Genomic DNA, 14,959 nt, shown 5'->3' on the forward strand with positions numbered 1-14,959 from the left:
TCAATGCGTGGTGCGCGAGGTGCGCATCACGCGACGTTGGCGGCCAGCCGGCCGATGACGGCGCCGATCTGGCGGCCCTCGGCGCGGGCGGCGAAATTGAGTGCCATGCGATGCTTGAGAACGGGCTCGGCAAGGGCGACCACATCGTCGACCGAGGGGGCGAGACGGCCGTCGACGAGCGCCTTGGCGCGCACGGCGAGCATGAGCGCCTGGCTCGCGCGGGGGCCGGGGCCCCAGGCGACGAAGCGGTCGGTCTCGACGTCGGCGCCGGTGCCGGGACGCGCGGTGCGCACCAGCGTCAGGATCGCATCGACAACCTTGTCCGGCACCGGGATCTGGCGCACGAGGCGCTGGATGCTCATGAGCTCCTGGCCGGAGAGGATCGGCTCGAGCCGGCGCTCCTCGGTGCCGGTCGTGGCGAACAGCATCCGCCGCTCGGCGACCGTGTCGGGATAGTCGACGTCGATCTGCAGCAGGAAGCGGTCGAGCTGCGCCTCGGGAAGGGGATAGGTGCCTTCCTGCTCGAGGGGGTTCTGCGTCGCGAGCACATGGAAGGGCGAGGGCACGTCATGGCGCTGGCCGGCGACCGTGACGTGATGCTCCTGCATGGCCTGCAGCAGTGCCGACTGCGTCTTCGGCGAGGCGCGGTTGATCTCGTCAGCCATGAGGAGCTGCGTGAAGACCGGCCCGCGGATGAAGCGGAAGCTGCGCCGCCCGCCCTGCGCATCCTCGAGCACCTCGGCGCCGATGATGTCCGAGGGCATGAGGTCGGGCGTGAACTGGATGCGCTTGGCATCGAGACCGAGCACGCGCCCGAGCGTCTCGACGAGGAGCGTCTTGGCGAGGCCGGGCACGCCGATCAGCAGCGCGTGGCCGCCCGAGAGCAGGGTCACGAGCGTCTGCTCGATGACCTTGTCCTGGCCGAAGATGACCGAGGCCGTAGCCTCGTGGACGCGCCGCACCCGCTCTCCGGCAGCTTCGACGCGCGCGACGATGTTGTCCTGGGTGTCGATTACTGTTGTCATGGGGGGACTATAAGGCCGTTTTCAGGGGTTGCGAAAGCTTGTGGCGGCGAACATGTTCAGAATAAGGAGCGCGATGCCGGGCAAACAGGCAGTCACCCGAATTTGGGTGTCTTGAAGTTAACCGCATGGCCGCCGCGCACATCGCGGAACCGGCCACGAGCCCGGTTGTTGAGTTGGTATGTTGCCAAACGCTCGTTGCGCTGCGCAAGCAAGGTTGCTCCATGGGTCCACACGATATGCAAGGCAGTCCGCCGGATACAAGGCAGGACGACGCGGCAAAACCGTCCACCGGCGCGGCGCCGCTTGCCGGCCTCGAAGCCATGCTGCGCGCCCAGGATAAGGATCGTCTGCCACCTGTGGATAGCTGGAATCCTCCATATTGCGGGGATATCGGCATGGCGATCGCGGCGGATGGCACGTGGTTCTACCAGGGCAGCCCGATCGGGCGTAAGCCGTTGGTGCGGCTCTTTTCGCGCGTGCTGAGGCGCGATCCGGACGGCCGTCACTTTCTCGTGACCCCCGTCGAGAAAGTCGATGTCGCGGTTGCCGATGCGCCCTTTCTGGCCGTCGAGATGGAGATCCACGGTGAGGGGCGGGCACAGGAGCTGATCTTCCGCACGAATGTCGATGATGTGGTCCGCTGTGGGCCGGAGCGACCGTTGCGGTTTGCACCCGAGGAGGGGACGGGCGGGCTCAAGCCCTACGTGCTCGTGCGCGGGCGGCTCGAGGCGCTCGTGACGCGGGCCCTCTACTACGACCTCGTCGAGATGGCGGTCGAGGATGAGGCCGGACGGCTCGGCGTTTGGAGCGGCGGCGCGTTCTTCCCGATGACGTGAGGGTCGTTAGGGGCGTCGTTGCGGGAATAAATCGCTCTATCGATGGCCGCTGCCGGCGTGGCACAACAGGCGTGTGTCACACCTCTTTCCAGCAGCCGGCGGCAGGCAATCATGAGCACGAACCTCTCGATCAATCCGGATCGCCTCTGGCAGAGCCTCATGGCTTCGGCTGAGATCGGCCGCACGCCGACGGGCGGTATCCGCCGTCTCACGCTCAGTGACGAGGACAAGGCCGTCCGCGATATGTTCGCGAGCTGGGTGCGCGCGGACGGCTACGCGCTCTCCGTCGATCGGCTCGGCAGCATGTTCGTGCGGCGCGAGGGGACGGATCCATCCCTTGCGCCCGTGCTGATCGGCAGCCACCTCGACACGCAGGCCAAGGGCGGACGCTTCGATGGCATTCTCGGCGTGATGTCGGGGCTCGAGGTCCTGCGCACGCTCGACGAGCGCGGCATCAAGACGAAGCGGCCGATCGAGGTCGTGAACTGGACGAACGAGGAAGGCGCGCGCTTCCCGCCGCCGATGCTGGCGTCGCTCGTGTTCTCCGGTGGCGCCGACATCGAATGGGTCGAGGACCGGCGCGACAAGGAGGGCCTGCGCTTTGCCGACGAGCTGGCGCGGATCGGCTATCGTGGGGAAGCACCGGTCGGCGGGCGCCAGATCGACAGCTACTTCGAGCTGCATATCGAGCAGGGGCCGAAGCTCGATGCCGTGGGTCTGCCGCTCGGCATTGTCATGGGCGGCTTCGCGATGCAGGGCATGCGCGTTGCCGTACGCGGCGAGACCTCGCATGTGGGGCCGACGCCGATGATGCTCCGGCGCAATGCGCTGGTTGGTGCGTCCTACGTCGCCGTCGCGATCGATGACATCGGCTGGCGCTATGCGCCCGAGGACGGCAAGACGAGCGTGGCGCGTCTCGATCTCAGGCCGAACCTGCCGGGCATCCTGTCCGACGAGGCCGATCTGTGGATCGACTTCCGCCACCCGCGGAAGGAGCGGCTCCCCGACATGGTCGCGGAGGTCGAGGCGGCCGTTGTCGAGTCGGCGCGCCGCTCGCGCACGAACATCGAGATTGCCGAGCGCTGGGGCTTCGGCGGGCTGACGTTCGATCCCGGATTGATTGCGCTCATCCGCGAGACGGCTCAGCGCCTCGGCGTGCCGTCCATGGATATCGAGACGCAAGCTGGCCACGACGCCTACAACATGACGCGCGTCTGCCCGACGGCGATGATCTTCACGCCGTGCAAGGGCGGCATCAGCCACAACGAAGCAGAGGACATCGACTTCGCGGCGACCGTGCCGGGCGTCAATGTCCTCCTGCACGCGGTGATCGCGCGGGCGTCGTGACTTCTTCCCCTTCTCCCCACGCGCGGGGAGAAGGTCGGGATGAGGGGCGGCACGCCTGCTGGCGTTGGCGTATGCCGCTGCCCCTCACCCTAGCCCTCTCCCCGTAAGGACGGGGAGAGGGGAATCTTATGTGCGTATCCACGTCTCCGAGAAGGCGAGCATGGCGGTGGTGATCGTCTGGCCGGCGACCTGACGCGGCACCGGCTTGCCCGGAAGCTTCCGACCATTGACCGTGATCGAGGCCTCGCTGCAGCCGACGAACAGGCTCGGCATCCAGTGGCGGCCGGTCGCCGACTTGTCGGGCGGCAGGGCGAAGCAGAAGGCTTTGCCGAGGCCGCTCCAGGCGAGCTCGACATCGAGAGCGCCGGCCTTGAGCGTTTCCTTGTAGGCCGAGCCGGGATCGCCCGAGGCAACGACGCTGTCGAGTTTGCGATAGGTGAGACCTGCAAGGCCCGGCAAGCCCTTGTAGCTGCCGAAATTCGAGACGAAATCCGACACGAGGTAGCGGGCGAGTGCCTCGTTGTCATGCAGCAGGTAGTTGGCGCGTTCGGCCGGCGGATTGGCCTCCTGTGGCGACTGCATGAGGACGAGGGCGTGGCCGCGGCCATGGGGCGAGAGCACCACGCGGAAGAAGCTTGCGAGGCTGACGAACGGGCCGTCCGGGCTTTCCTTGAGCGAAATGCCGGGGTTCTCTCCGGACCATTCGACTGTGCCTGGAAATGTCGTGGGCTCGGGCATGATTTCCTCCTGTCCAATGCCATGAATGTCGTTATTGGGCGGATGCCGAAGGCATCTTAGGGGCGGGTTCGGCCGGCGGCTATCTCCGTCCACGCGCGGCTTGGAGGCTTCCGCAATGCGCGCGCAATGCAGGCCGGCACTATCATTCGAGTACTGGTCATCTGCCGGCCGACATTGGTAGGAATGTCGCGACAGCGGGCGCAAAGCTCGCGGCACACGGGGCAGGGAGCACCATGGAGCAGTATGACTATATTGTCGTCGGCGCAGGATCGGCCGGCGCGGCGCTGGCAGCGCGTCTGAGCGAAAATCCGAAGAACAGCGTCCTGCTCGTCGAGGCAGGTCCGGCAAGCCACATGTACTCTTGGCTGCCGGTCAGCTTTGGCCTCCTGATCCACAACCCCGCAGCCAACTGGCTCTATGAATCCGAGCCCGAGGCGTGCACGGGCAACCGGAAGATCCCGGTGCCGCGCGGCAAGGTGGTCGGTGGATCGAGCGCGATCAACGGCCTCGTGTGGGTGCGCGGCCAGCCGCTCGACTACAACACCTGGGCGCAGATGGGCGCGCGCGGCTGGAGCTGGAACGACGTCGCGCCGGTCTTCACGAAGATCGAGAACTACGAGGGCGGTCCAGAGAATGGCCGTGGCACCGATGGGCCGCTCAAGGTCTCGGTCGTGCCCGATCAGAACCCGCTTTACGATGCACTCTTCAAAGCCGGTGAGCAGGCTGGCCACAAGATCACCAAGGACTACAACAGCGAGGATCAGGAGGGCATCGGCAAGACGCAGACGAGCATCCACAAGGGCATTCGGATGAGCGTCGCGCGGTGCTACCTCAAGCCCGCGATGAAGCGGCCCAACCTGCGCGTGATCGCGGATGCCCCGACGCGCCGGATCGTGCTCGAAGGCAAGCGCTGTGTCGGTATCGTTTATGAGAGGTACGGACGGCAGATCGAGGTCCGCGCGGGCCGCGAGGTGATCCTCTCGGCGGGCGCTGTCGCGACGCCGCAGCTTCTCGAGCTCTCAGGCATCGGGCGCCCGGAAATCCTCAAGCAGTTCGGCATCGAGGTGAAGCACGCACTGCCGGCTGTCGGCGAGAACCTGCGCGATCACATCAACGCGCGCGGCATCTGGCATGTGAAAGTGCCGAGCGTCTCCTACAACACGAGGGCGCGCGGGTTCGGGGCCGTGAAAGAGGCGCTGAAATACGCGACGACGCGCGGCGGCTTCCTGAGCCTGCCTTCGGCGCCGCTCCTCGCCTTTCTCAAGACGCAGAAGGAAATGGAGACGCCGGACGTCCAGATGCACATCGTGCCGTACTCGGTGAAGGATCCGAAGCGGCGCATCCTGCAGGAATTCCCGTCGATGACGCTCTCGGTGTATCAGTTGCGCCCGGAGAGCCTCGGCTCGATCCACATCCGCTCGGCCGATCCGAACGACCAGCCGAAGATCTTGTTCAACTTCCTGACCAACCCGATCGATCAGCAGTGCATGGTCGACGGCTTCAAGATGGTGAGGAAGATCGTGAGCCAGCCGGCACTCGATGCATTCCGCGGCGACGAGTACGATCCGGGTCCCAAGGCCAAGACGGACGACGATATCCTGGCCTGGATCCGCAACAACTCGCAGACGGCCTATCACCCGATCGGCACCTGCCGCATGGGGCCGGTAGGCCCGAACACCGTCGTCGACGACAAGCTCAAGGTGCACGGCATCGAGGGCTTGAGGATCGCCGACGCCTCGATCTTCCCGACCATGCCTTCCGGCAATACGAACGCGCCCTCGATCATGGTCGGCGAGAAGGCAGCGGAGATCATCAAGGCGGCCGCCTAAGGAGCTCGGAGCATGTCCGCAGATGCTGCACTCATCGCGCATCTCATGGACGTGCTCCGCCCGCTCGGCGGTGTCGCGGCGCGTCGCATGTTCGGCGGCGCGGGACTGTTCCGCGACGGCCTGATGTTCGGGCTGATCTCGGATGAGGTCCTCTATCTCAAGGCCGACGCGGAGACGGTCGCAGACTTCGAGGCGGAGGGCCTCGGGCCATTCACTTACGGCACAAAGAGCGGCGATCGCGTCCTCACATCCTATTGGCGCGCGCCCGAGCATCTGCTCGATGATGACGACGAAATGCGGGAGTGGTGCCGGCGCGCGACCGGTGTCGCGACCCGCGCCGCCAAGAAAAAGGCCGGCGGTACGAAGAGCGCCGGCCAAAAAGCGGCCGCGAAGAAGCCTGCTGCAAAGAAGGGCGTCACTCGTAGCCCGGCGGCGGGACGAAGCCGCCGATCTCGCGCTCGACGAAACGGCTGAAGGCGATCGCCATCTTGTCGTGGCCGTGGCGCGCGATGGCCTGATAGCCGACGGGCAGGCCGGATTTGGTGAGGCCTGCAGGCCCGACCGTCGAGGGCAGATAGACGACGCCCGAGTATCCCGCCCAGAAGAGCTGCGCGGTTGTCGCCTGTGGTTTGCCGTTGATCGGGATCGTGCGCCGCCAGCGTTCGCCCGATTGGTCATGAGGCCATGCGGCCGAGGCCGCAGCGGGGCAGAGCAGGATGTCCCAGTCCTTGAAGAAGGCGTCGAAGGCAAAGCGCAGCTTGTGGCGCTCGTTGTTGAGCGGCAGCCACGCGCGGTGCGTGAGATCGACGCCCTTCACCATCAGATCGAGATAGCGGTCGGGATTGGGTCCGGAAGCGGCGAGTGCGCTTTTCCAGGCGGCGATATCCGCATCCGGCGTGCGCGCCGATGTGGCTGCGCGCAGGAGCTGCACGTAGACCTCGTGCAGCCGCCTGGTGTCGATCTGCGGCTCGATCTCCTTCACGGTCGCGCCCGCTTTCGCGAGCTTATCGACCAGAGCCTGCAGCACGTTCGCGTACTCGCCATCGATCTCGCAGTTCGGATCGCTGAGCTTGACCGCGACCTTCAGGCCCTTGAGCGAGGTCGCCTTGGCCTTGGGCAGCTCGAGCTTCCAACAGTATTCATCGAGCTCGTCGGCGCCGCTCATGACATCGAGCATGACGTCGAGATCTGCCGCGCCGCGCGCGAGTGGTCCGACGCAGGAGATATCGCCCGGCGCATAGGCATTCGGGAGCGAATGGCGGCGCAGCGGAATGATGCCGTATGTCGGCTTGAGCCCGAAGACGCCGCAGTAGTGCGCAGGATTGCGGATCGAGGCGCCGATGTCGCTGCCGGCTTCGACACCCGTGAGGCCGGCTGCCAGCGCCGCCGCCGAGCCGCCTGAGGACCCGCCCGGTGTCAGCGCCGTATTCCAGGGATTGTTCGTGCTCCCGTAGATGGGGTTGAAGCTCTGCCAGTCGGCGAGAAGCACGGGCACGTTCGTCTTGCCGAAGAGATTGACGCCGGCCTTCTCCAGCCGCTCGACGGCAAGCGCGCTCGTCTCGGTGATGTTGTTCTTGTACTCGGGGAGGCCCCAGGTCGTCGGCGAACCGGGCACCTGGTAGCTCTCCTTGATGGTCATGGGGACGCCGTGCAGCGGCCCCCAGACCTCGCCGCGCGCGAGCGCTGCATCCGCCTCGCGCGCCCGCTTGCGCCCGCGCTCGGCATCCATCCAGATGATGGCATTGAGCTTGGGATTGTACTTCTCGATGCGCGCGAGGAAGTGCTCCAGTACTTCGACAGCCGACGCCTTCTTCGTGCGTATGAGCTCGGCAAGCTCGACGGCCGATTTGGTGTGCAGCTTGTCCATGCTGGGCTCCCTTCAGGTCACTGGCTCGAGCGGGGCATCGCGCCGCACATCACGCCACCGTCGATGACCAGCTCCGAGCCGGTCATGTACTTGGAGGCATCCGATGCGAGGAAGAGAACGCCATCGGCGATCACCTGGGCCTCGGCGACGTAGTTCAGCGGGATCATCCAGAGCGAACGCTCGCGCGGGTCGATCGGCCTGTTGTTGTGCGCGCCGGTCGCGCCGGTCGGAATCTTGTTCCAGATGGGCGTGTCAATAACGCCGGGATGGACGGAGTTCACGCGAATGCCGTCCTTGGCAACGGCGCATTCGAGCGCGACGGACTTCGCAAAGAGCCTGACGCCGCCCTTGGTCGCGGAGTAGCCGGCAAGCCCGGCCGAGCCCCTGAGACCCGCGATCGACGACATCATGATCACCGAGCCGCCCTGCCCCGTGCGCCGCATGGCCGGAATGCCGTACTTCACCGTAAGAAACACGCCATCGAGATTGATGGCGTTCTGGCGCTGCCAGTCCGCGAGCGACATCTCGAGGATCGGCACCATGATGCCGATGCCGGCGTTCGCGACCAGAATGTGGAGGCCGCCGAAGGCCTTCTCCGCAGCCTCGATGACTTCCGGCCAGCGCGCCTCGCTGGTCACGTCCTGCTGGAGAAAGATCGCCTTGCCGCCATCGGCCACGATCTTCTCTGCGAGCGCCTTGCCGCGAGATGCGTCGATGTCGGTGATCACGACGCTGGCGCCTTCGCGCGCGAGCGTCCGCACGCAGGCCTCTCCGATGCCCGAGGCGCCACCCGTGACGAGCGCCACCTTGCCCGCAACCTGACCGCTCTTCTCCGCCATTGTCCGCTCTCCCTGCATGCGCCCGCGCGGCGGGCCTTGTGTGCCGGGCAGGTTAGGCATTTCGGAGCATCCGCGCCACATAGTGAAGCAGGGCGAATGGTGCCCTTCCGTTTTTGCCGGGGCTCCGTCGCGCTTGCTTGCTCAAGTGCATTCGGTCAATGCTTTGGGAAAATCGCCGGATAGTTGGGGAGGTTCAGAATGCAGGCATTCAGCGGGCTCAAGGTGCTCGACTTCACGACGACCATCGCGGGGCCGCACTGCGCACGACTTCTCGCGGATCTCGGCGCCGACGTCATCAAGATCGAGACCGCCGAAGGTGACCTCATGAGGAGCCGGCCGCCGCTGAGAAATGGCGCCAGCACGTCTTACGGCCAGCTCAATGCGGGCAAGCGCAGCATCGTGCTGGATTTGAAACGTCCCGAGGCGGTGGCCGCCACGCGGCGGCTCATCGGCGGCGCCGATATCATCGTCGAGAACTATCGGCCTGGCGTGACGCGGCGGCTGGGCATCGACTATGCGAGCGCATCTGTCGAGAACCCGCGCCTCATCTACTGTTCGATCTCGGGCTATGGGCAGACGGGGCCGGCGGCCGACAAGCCGGCCTATGCGCCGGTCGTGCACGCCACCTCCGGCTATGACCTCGCGCACATTGCCTATCATCCAGGTCGCGAGCGCCCGGACAGTTGCGGCATCTTCACGGCGGATATCGTCGCCGGCACCTATGCCTTCGGCGCGATCTCGGCGGCGCTCTACCAGCGGTCCGTGACGGGCAAGGGCCAGCACCTCGATGTGTCCATGTTCGAGGGGATGCTCTCGCTGATGACCGTGGAGCTGCAGGCCTCGCAGTTCAATATGCCGCCGCGCCCCAAGCGGGCACTCTATGGCCCCGCAGCGACCGCAGATGGCTTCGTCAATATTGCCGTCGCGAGCGAGCGGACCTTCCAGGAGCTCGGAAATGCGGCCGGCAAGCCCTGGGCCACGGATCCACGCTTTGCGAAGTACCTCGACCGCCGCGCCAACTGGGCGGAGTTCATGGACGAGCTCGAAGAGTGGACGCGTACGCTTACGACGAGCGAGTTGATGGCTGTGCTCGATCGCCATGGTGTTCCCGCGGGGCCTTATCGCACAGTCAAGGAGGCGCTGGCCGATCCGCAGCTCGCGCACCGCGGCGCGATGCAGGAGGTGCACGATGCGGCGGGGGCCTTCAAGGTGCTGAACCCGGCGTTCCGCATGTCGGCGTCCGAGACCCAAGCCGGCCCGCGCGCGCCGGCACTCGGCGAGCACACGCGCGAGGTGCTGGCGGCGGCCGGCTACAGCGAGAGCGAGATCGCCGCGATCACGGGGACCTGAGCGGAGCCCTACTCGTACTTGCGCGCCTTCCACCACGGGAAGGTCGAGGGCATGTCAGCCGAGACGCGCCCGGGAAACTTCGCAGGCCGCTTCTCGAGGAAGGCCGCGACGCCCTCGCGTGCATCGGCGCCGGCGCCCGTCTGCACCATGAGGCGGCTGTCGATCTTGTGTGCCTCCATGGGATGATCGGCGCCGAGCATCCGCCACTGCATCTGGCGCATGAGCGCGACCGAGATGCCGGATGTGTTGTCGGCAATTTCGCGGGCGAGCGCGCGTGCTGCCGGCAGCAGGGCGTCGGGTGCGAGCACGTTCTTCACGAGTCGGCCTTCCAGCGCTTCGGCCGCATCGAACACGCGCCCCGTCATGGTCCATTCGAGGGCCTGCGAGATGCCGACAATGCGCGGCAGGAACCAGCTCGAGCAGGCCTCCATGACCACGCCGCGACGCGCGAAGACAAAGCCGAAGCGTGCGCTTTCCGAGGCGAGGCGAATGTCCATGGCCAGCAGCATGGTCGCGCCGATGCCGACGGCCGGGCCATTGACCGCGGCAATGACAGGCTTCAGGCACTCGAAGATACGCAGCGTCAGGCGGCCGCCGCCATCGCGCGCACTGTCGTCGGAGAGGTCCGCGCCAGCGAGCGTGCCGCGTGCGGCATAGTCGAAGGTCTTGGCCCCGCCCGAGAGATCGGCACCGGCGCAGAAGGCGCGGCCTTCACCCGTGATGATGACCGCGCGCACGGCGTCGTCGCGGTCGATCTCGTCGAAAGCCGCGATGATCTCGCGGCCCATGTCGCGGTTATACGCGTTGAGTTTCTCGGGGCGGTTCAGCGTGATGGTCGCGATGCCGTCCTCGACCTCGTAGCGAATGGCGGATGGTGCCATGGCCAGCACTCCCGAACGTCAGAACAGCGCGTAGCCGCCGTCAATGAGGAAGGTGTCGCCCGTGTGGAAGCGCGAAGCAGAACTCATGGCATAGATGGCAATGCCGCCGAAGTCGTCGCCCGTGCCCCAACGGCGCATGGGAACGCGCTTCAGCACATTGTCGTGGAACTTCTCGTTGGCGATGAGATTGGCGGTCATGTCCGTCTCGATCCAGCCGGGCAGGATGGCGTGCGCGCGAATGCCGTAGCGGGCGTACTCCACGGCGAGCGAGCGGATCATGCCGATCATGGCGCTCTTGGTTGCAGCGTAGTGCTCGCTGCGCGGCGGGCCCGAGATGGCAGCGAGCGACGACGTGCCGACGAGGACGCCACCGCCGCCGCGCGCGACCATGTGCTTGGACGCCGCGCGGAACGTATAGAAGGCGCCGTCGAGGTTGATGCGCGTGACGCGCTTCCATTCCTCGGTCGGCATATCGCTGAAGGACGTATGCCCGCCGCGGCCGCTCACGCCGGCATTGGCAAAGCAACCATTGACGCGACCGAGCACCTTGACGGTTTCGGCAAAGCCCTGCTCGACGGCGGCTTCGTCTCCCACGTCCACCTGGAGCGTCAGCACGCGCCGCCCGGTCTTCTCGATCTCGGTCTTCGCGGCGGCATTCTTGGCCGCATTCGTTCCCCAGATGGCGACATCCGCACCGGCTTCTGCCACCGCCTTTGCCATGCCGAGACCGATGCCGCCATTGCCGCCGGTGACGAGCGCGACTTGGCCCGTGAGATCGAATGCCGCGTATGCCATGAGTGTCTTCCCGATTGAGTGCCTGCTCGGCTGCCATCATGACCGCCCGGCAGGCGCGCGCAAGTCCGGATCGCGTGCCGTGCAGGATGACGTTTGGCGGGCGGGACGCTAGGTTGGCTGCGAGCGAGAGCCAGCAGCGAGGGAAGTCCAATGACCGATCACGTCCTCAAATCCCGCGTCGGGACCGTCCATTGGGGCTACTTCGATGCCGCGGAAAAGCCCGTGCTCACGATCAAGAGCGGCGATCGCGTCACCATGGAGACGATCAGCGGCGCGCCGGATGTGATGCCGCCGCCGTCATCGGGCTTCAAGATTCCGCCGGAGCTGCTGGAGGTCCACGCGCAGGTGCCGCGCAAGCTGCCGGGGCACGTGCTGACGGGGCCGATCGCGATCGACGGCGCGATGCCGGGCGACGTGCTGCAGGTGGACATCGAGGCCATCGAGTGCCGCCAGGACTGGGGCTACAACGCCATCCGTCCGCTCGCCGGTGCGCTGCCGCTCGAGTTCGATCGCGTGCGTATCGTGCACATTCCCATGGATCGCGAGAAGGGCGTCGGCAAGCTCTCGTGGGGCGCCGAGGTGCCGCTAAGACCGTTCTTCGGTGTGATGGGCGTCGCGCCGCCGCCGGCCTGGGGCATGATCACGTCGCTCGCGCCGCGTCAGCACGGCGGCAACATGGACAACAAGGAGCTGGTCGCGGGGACGACCGTTTTCCTGCCCGTGCATGTGCCGGGTGCGAATTTCTCGGCGGGTGACGGGCATGGCGCGCAGGGCGATGGCGAGGTGTGCGTGACGGCGATCGAGACGGCGCTCACGGGCACGTTCAAGTTCACGCTGCACAAGGGCGGCTCTCTCGACTGGCCGCGCGCGGAGACGCCGACGCATGCGATCACCATGGCTTTCGATCCCGATCTCGACAGCGCGGCGCGCGCCGCACTGCGCGACATGATCAAGCTGCTCGGAGAGAAGAAGGGCCTCTCACGCGAGGATGCCTACATGCTCTGCAGTCTTGCCGCGGACCTGCGCGTGACGCAGCTCGTCAACGGCCACAATGGCGTGCACGTCATGCTGGAGAAGCGGTATTTGGAGTAGCGTAGTATGAAAGGGGTCTCAGTTTGAGTTGCCGCTTTTGACCCACAACAGACATTCGGCCATGTCCGGCGAAGAGTGACGCTCCGTACAGAAGGCGGACATCAGAGCATCGGCACGACCTGACGACGGGCTTGCTTGCCACAAGCTACGCGACAACTGACGTCGCAGCTCCAGCGAACGCATCCGGCATCGCGAGGTGTTACTAGGGAGCCTTGAGTCCGGTCGCTTGAACGATGGAGTTGTCCGCTGGACGCTTGTCTTGTTACGCACGTAACAGCGCACCGAAGCGCGATGGCACAGAATAACACTCATCGGATCTAGCCAATGAGGAGAACTGTCATGGATCGCAAGCCGGAAATTCAGGAACTGTCCGCAGCCGATGTCGATCAGGTGGCTGGCGGCATGATGGCATTTGTCATGGCGGCGGTGCGAGCTGCACTGAAAGGTTCGAGTGACGGCGGTTCGGCAGGCGGCCAGAACGACCAAGCCCAACAATTCCAGCTAATAATGGAGCAGTTGACTCCAGGGCCAGGGTAGCAATCGAAGGCCGCCACCTTTGGCGGCCTTTCACTTTCCCTTCGGCAACACCACGACATTGTCGCCATCTGAGCCGGCGCGCGACAGGACCGATTGTGGCGGGCCGGAATACTCCGAGCGCGTGCTAGATGTCAGAAATTGGGATGTAATGACCATGGCGCCGGTCGCATGTCGATAGATCGTTGTGTCCGCTTTTGAGATCGAGCGACGATCTTGAGTACCCAGGAAAAAGCGGTGCCTATGGCCTCTTCTGGCCCGAAGCTTCCCTGAGCAGTTGCAGCAAGACAGGCACGCCGTCGAACGCAGCGCGGAGAGGCAGACCTCCGTCCATGCCCACGTTTGTTGCGCAAATGTGACGACGAGCCACTAAAAATCTGCGCGCTGACGAATCAGCGACACGGCGCTCGGGCGAGCAGGATAAGCTCTCTGCTGGATCGAGTGCGTATGTCTCTCGCTCCAGGCGTTGCATCGATAATACCGGGCAAACCGGAGTCGGTCAGTCGGGGGAAGCACATGTATCGCGTTGGTGGGTTCAAGGCCGTGCTGCGCGCGTCGGCCACGGCTACTGCGGTGTTCTGCGTGAGTGGGCCGGCCATGGCCGGTGGTTTCGAGGTCCGCGAGCAGTCCTCCTACTTCCAGGGTATGTCGTTCGCTGGCGCCGCCGCAGGCGGCAGCAACCTCTCGTCCATCTTCTGGAACCCGGCAGCCTCCGCTTATGTGGGCCCAGGGCTGGTTACCGACTCGAGCTATTCGCTCATCAACGTCAAATCGCAGATCAACGCTACCGGGCTGACCGGAGTGCCACCCGGCGTCGATTGCGGCACCTTCGACTGCTCGGTCGGCATTGGTGGCGCCGTGCTGGTACCGGCCAGCTACATGGCCTACCGGTTGGACAGCCGCACCGTGTTCGCCCTCGCCATGAACTCCCAGTTCGGCTCCTCGACGAAGCCCGACAATCGGGAATGGATCGGCCAGCTCCACGCGCGCTCGGCAAAGCTGTTCAGCATCAATGTCAATCCGTCGATGTCCTACGAGGTCGCGCCCGGCCTCTCCGTCGGCGTGGGTCTCCAGGTGCAATTGCTCGATCTGATGCATCTGCGGTCGGCTTCCAACCTTCCTTCGCCGACGGACGTGAGCAATACGCTTTCCGGCGATGATATCGCGCTCGGGTTCACCGCCGGCATCAACTGGAGGCCGAACCCCGGCACGTCGATCGGCCTCGGCTATCGCTCGTCGATCAAGCACTCTCTCGACGGTAGTCTCAAGGGCCCGGCGGTCGGTGGCGGTTCGGTGCCGATCTCGGCCGACGTCACCACGCCCGACAAGGTCACGCTCAGCTTCGCGCAGGAGGTGAGTCCCGCGTTCCGCGTCATGGGCACGGTCGAATGGACGCGGTGGAGCGCGCTTGGCGTGATCCCGATCGACCCGGTCGGCCTCAAGCTGGACTTCCAGTGGCACGACGGCTGGCTCTTCGCGCTCGGCGGCGAATGGAATGTCAGTCCGAAGCTCGCGCTGCGCGCCGGCGCCGCCTACGAGATTTCGCCCGTGCAGGACCCGACGGAGCGGCTGGTGCAGATCCCCGATGCCGACCGTGTCTGGGTGAGCGTCGGCGGTACCTATCGGTTCAGCGAGATGACGGCGATGAACTTCGGCTACAGCCACGTGTTCGTTCAGGACGCGACGCTGGAGCGCAATCTGACGACCGGCACCCCGCCCACGCTTTTCGCCAAGACGAGTTCGAGCGTGGACGTCTTCTCGGTGGGCCTCACCATGAAGTGGGGCGGGGAACCCGGGTTGAAGTAAGCGTCGCGCGGCACTGCGCG

General features: G+C 65.6%; 14 protein-coding genes. 8 read left to right on the forward strand and 6 right to left on the reverse strand.

Going from position 1 to position 14,959, the window contains the following annotated elements:
- Nucleotides 1–26 precede the first annotated feature (26 nt).
- On the reverse strand, nt 27–1,025 hold the full coding sequence (locus tag CS1BSM3_RS17330) for an AAA family ATPase (protein WP_072388996.1): 999 nt from the start codon (nt 1,023–1,025) through the stop codon (nt 27–29).
- A 320-nt stretch (nt 1,026–1,345) separates the two neighbouring features.
- Between CS1BSM3_RS17330 and CS1BSM3_RS17335 the strand changes: the two genes are divergently transcribed.
- Nucleotides 1,346–1,861, forward strand: coding sequence for a DUF1285 domain-containing protein (locus tag CS1BSM3_RS17335; RefSeq protein ID WP_244540632.1), 516 nt, complete (start codon nt 1,346–1,348; stop codon nt 1,859–1,861).
- A gap of 111 nt (nt 1,862–1,972) precedes the next feature.
- A complete protein-coding gene (locus CS1BSM3_RS17340) occupies nt 1,973–3,208 on the forward strand; it encodes a Zn-dependent hydrolase (RefSeq protein ID WP_072388998.1) in 1,236 nt (411 codons plus the stop codon).
- A gap of 126 nt (nt 3,209–3,334) precedes the next feature.
- On the opposite strand, the gene CS1BSM3_RS17345 is transcribed toward CS1BSM3_RS17340, so the two are convergent.
- Nucleotides 3,335–3,946, reverse strand: coding sequence for a hypothetical protein (locus CS1BSM3_RS17345; protein ID WP_072389000.1), 612 nt, complete (start codon nt 3,944–3,946; stop codon nt 3,335–3,337).
- Between the two features lie 233 nt (nt 3,947–4,179).
- Between CS1BSM3_RS17345 and CS1BSM3_RS17350 the strand changes: the two genes are divergently transcribed.
- Together CS1BSM3_RS17350 and CS1BSM3_RS17355 are read left to right on the forward strand one after the other, a co-directional pair.
- Entirely contained in the window at nt 4,180–5,775 is a 1,596-nt protein-coding gene (locus CS1BSM3_RS17350) for a GMC family oxidoreductase (protein ID WP_072389002.1), read from the forward strand.
- 12 nt (nt 5,776–5,787) lie between these two features.
- Nucleotides 5,788–6,249: a TfoX/Sxy family protein gene (locus CS1BSM3_RS17355; protein ID WP_072389004.1), complete on the forward strand. Its 462-nt coding sequence runs from the start codon at nt 5,788–5,790 to the stop codon at nt 6,247–6,249.
- Here the strand turns inward: CS1BSM3_RS17355 and CS1BSM3_RS17360 are convergent.
- Complete coding sequence (locus tag CS1BSM3_RS17360; RefSeq protein WP_072389006.1) at nt 6,191–7,642, reverse strand: amidase; 1,452 nt, start codon at nt 7,640–7,642, stop codon at nt 6,191–6,193. The genes CS1BSM3_RS17355 and CS1BSM3_RS17360 overlap by 59 nt on opposite strands.
- A gap of 17 nt (nt 7,643–7,659) precedes the next feature.
- Nucleotides 7,660–8,481 carry a glucose 1-dehydrogenase gene (locus tag CS1BSM3_RS17365; protein ID WP_072389008.1) on the reverse strand — a complete coding sequence of 274 codons (822 nt, stop codon included), beginning with the start codon at nt 8,479–8,481 and terminating at the stop codon, nt 7,660–7,662.
- A 198-nt stretch (nt 8,482–8,679) separates the two neighbouring features.
- Between CS1BSM3_RS17365 and CS1BSM3_RS17370 the strand changes: the two genes are divergently transcribed.
- Nucleotides 8,680–9,831, forward strand: coding sequence for a CaiB/BaiF CoA transferase family protein (locus CS1BSM3_RS17370; protein WP_072389010.1), 1,152 nt, complete (start codon nt 8,680–8,682; stop codon nt 9,829–9,831).
- Nucleotides 9,832–9,839: 8 nt separating this feature from the next.
- On the opposite strand, the gene CS1BSM3_RS17375 is transcribed toward CS1BSM3_RS17370, so the two are convergent.
- A complete protein-coding gene (locus CS1BSM3_RS17375) occupies nt 9,840–10,712 on the reverse strand; it encodes a crotonase/enoyl-CoA hydratase family protein (RefSeq protein ID WP_072389012.1) in 873 nt (290 codons plus the stop codon).
- Nucleotides 10,713–10,730: 18 nt separating this feature from the next.
- Nucleotides 10,731–11,507: an SDR family NAD(P)-dependent oxidoreductase gene (locus CS1BSM3_RS17380; RefSeq protein ID WP_072389014.1), complete on the reverse strand. Its 777-nt coding sequence runs from the start codon at nt 11,505–11,507 to the stop codon at nt 10,731–10,733.
- A gap of 150 nt (nt 11,508–11,657) precedes the next feature.
- Between CS1BSM3_RS17380 and CS1BSM3_RS17385 the strand changes: the two genes are divergently transcribed.
- The 3 genes from CS1BSM3_RS17385 (at nt 11,658) to CS1BSM3_RS17395 (ending at nt 14,939) form a co-directional block, all read left to right on the forward strand.
- Entirely contained in the window at nt 11,658–12,599 is a 942-nt protein-coding gene (locus tag CS1BSM3_RS17385) for an acetamidase/formamidase family protein (RefSeq protein WP_072389016.1), read from the forward strand.
- A gap of 339 nt (nt 12,600–12,938) precedes the next feature.
- The gene (locus CS1BSM3_RS17390; RefSeq protein ID WP_072389018.1) at nt 12,939–13,136 is read left to right on the forward strand and encodes a hypothetical protein; all 198 of its coding nucleotides are present in this window, start codon (nt 12,939–12,941) and stop codon (nt 13,134–13,136) included.
- Nucleotides 13,137–13,649: 513 nt separating this feature from the next.
- Nucleotides 13,650–14,939, forward strand: a complete 1,290-nt coding sequence (locus CS1BSM3_RS17395; protein ID WP_072389020.1) for an OmpP1/FadL family transporter — start codon at nt 13,650–13,652, stop codon at nt 14,937–14,939.
- Nucleotides 14,940–14,959: the final 20 nt, after the last annotated feature.

Source organism: Hyphomicrobium sp. CS1BSMeth3, from assembly GCF_900117415.1.
GTDB lineage: Bacteria > Pseudomonadota > Alphaproteobacteria > Rhizobiales > Hyphomicrobiaceae.

Excerpts from the sequence above, each read along its gene's own strand:
- CS1BSM3_RS17335 (WP_244540632.1), top strand. The coding sequence starts at position 1,346 with ATGCTGCGCGCCCAGGATAAGGATCGTCTGCCACCTGTGGATAGCTGG.
- CS1BSM3_RS17355 (WP_072389004.1), top strand. The coding sequence starts at position 5,788 with ATGTCCGCAGATGCTGCACTCATCGCGCATCTCATGGACGTGCTCCGC.
- CS1BSM3_RS17365 (WP_072389008.1), bottom strand. The coding sequence starts at position 8,481 with ATGGCGGAGAAGAGCGGTCAGGTTGCGGGCAAGGTGGCGCTCGTCACG.
- CS1BSM3_RS17345 (WP_072389000.1), bottom strand. The coding sequence starts at position 3,946 with ATGCCCGAGCCCACGACATTTCCAGGCACAGTCGAATGGTCCGGAGAG.
- CS1BSM3_RS17360 (WP_072389006.1), bottom strand. The coding sequence starts at position 7,642 with ATGGACAAGCTGCACACCAAATCGGCCGTCGAGCTTGCCGAGCTCATA.
- CS1BSM3_RS17380 (WP_072389014.1), bottom strand. The coding sequence starts at position 11,507 with ATGGCATACGCGGCATTCGATCTCACGGGCCAAGTCGCGCTCGTCACC.
- CS1BSM3_RS17385 (WP_072389016.1), top strand. The coding sequence starts at position 11,658 with ATGACCGATCACGTCCTCAAATCCCGCGTCGGGACCGTCCATTGGGGC.
- CS1BSM3_RS17370 (WP_072389010.1), top strand. The coding sequence starts at position 8,680 with ATGCAGGCATTCAGCGGGCTCAAGGTGCTCGACTTCACGACGACCATC.
- CS1BSM3_RS17350 (WP_072389002.1), top strand. The coding sequence starts at position 4,180 with ATGGAGCAGTATGACTATATTGTCGTCGGCGCAGGATCGGCCGGCGCG.
- CS1BSM3_RS17395 (WP_072389020.1), top strand. The coding sequence starts at position 13,650 with ATGTATCGCGTTGGTGGGTTCAAGGCCGTGCTGCGCGCGTCGGCCACG.
- CS1BSM3_RS17390 (WP_072389018.1), top strand. The coding sequence starts at position 12,939 with ATGGATCGCAAGCCGGAAATTCAGGAACTGTCCGCAGCCGATGTCGAT.
- CS1BSM3_RS17340 (WP_072388998.1), top strand. The coding sequence starts at position 1,973 with ATGAGCACGAACCTCTCGATCAATCCGGATCGCCTCTGGCAGAGCCTC.
- CS1BSM3_RS17330 (WP_072388996.1), bottom strand. The coding sequence starts at position 1,025 with ATGACAACAGTAATCGACACCCAGGACAACATCGTCGCGCGCGTCGAA.
- CS1BSM3_RS17375 (WP_072389012.1), bottom strand. The coding sequence starts at position 10,712 with ATGGCACCATCCGCCATTCGCTACGAGGTCGAGGACGGCATCGCGACC.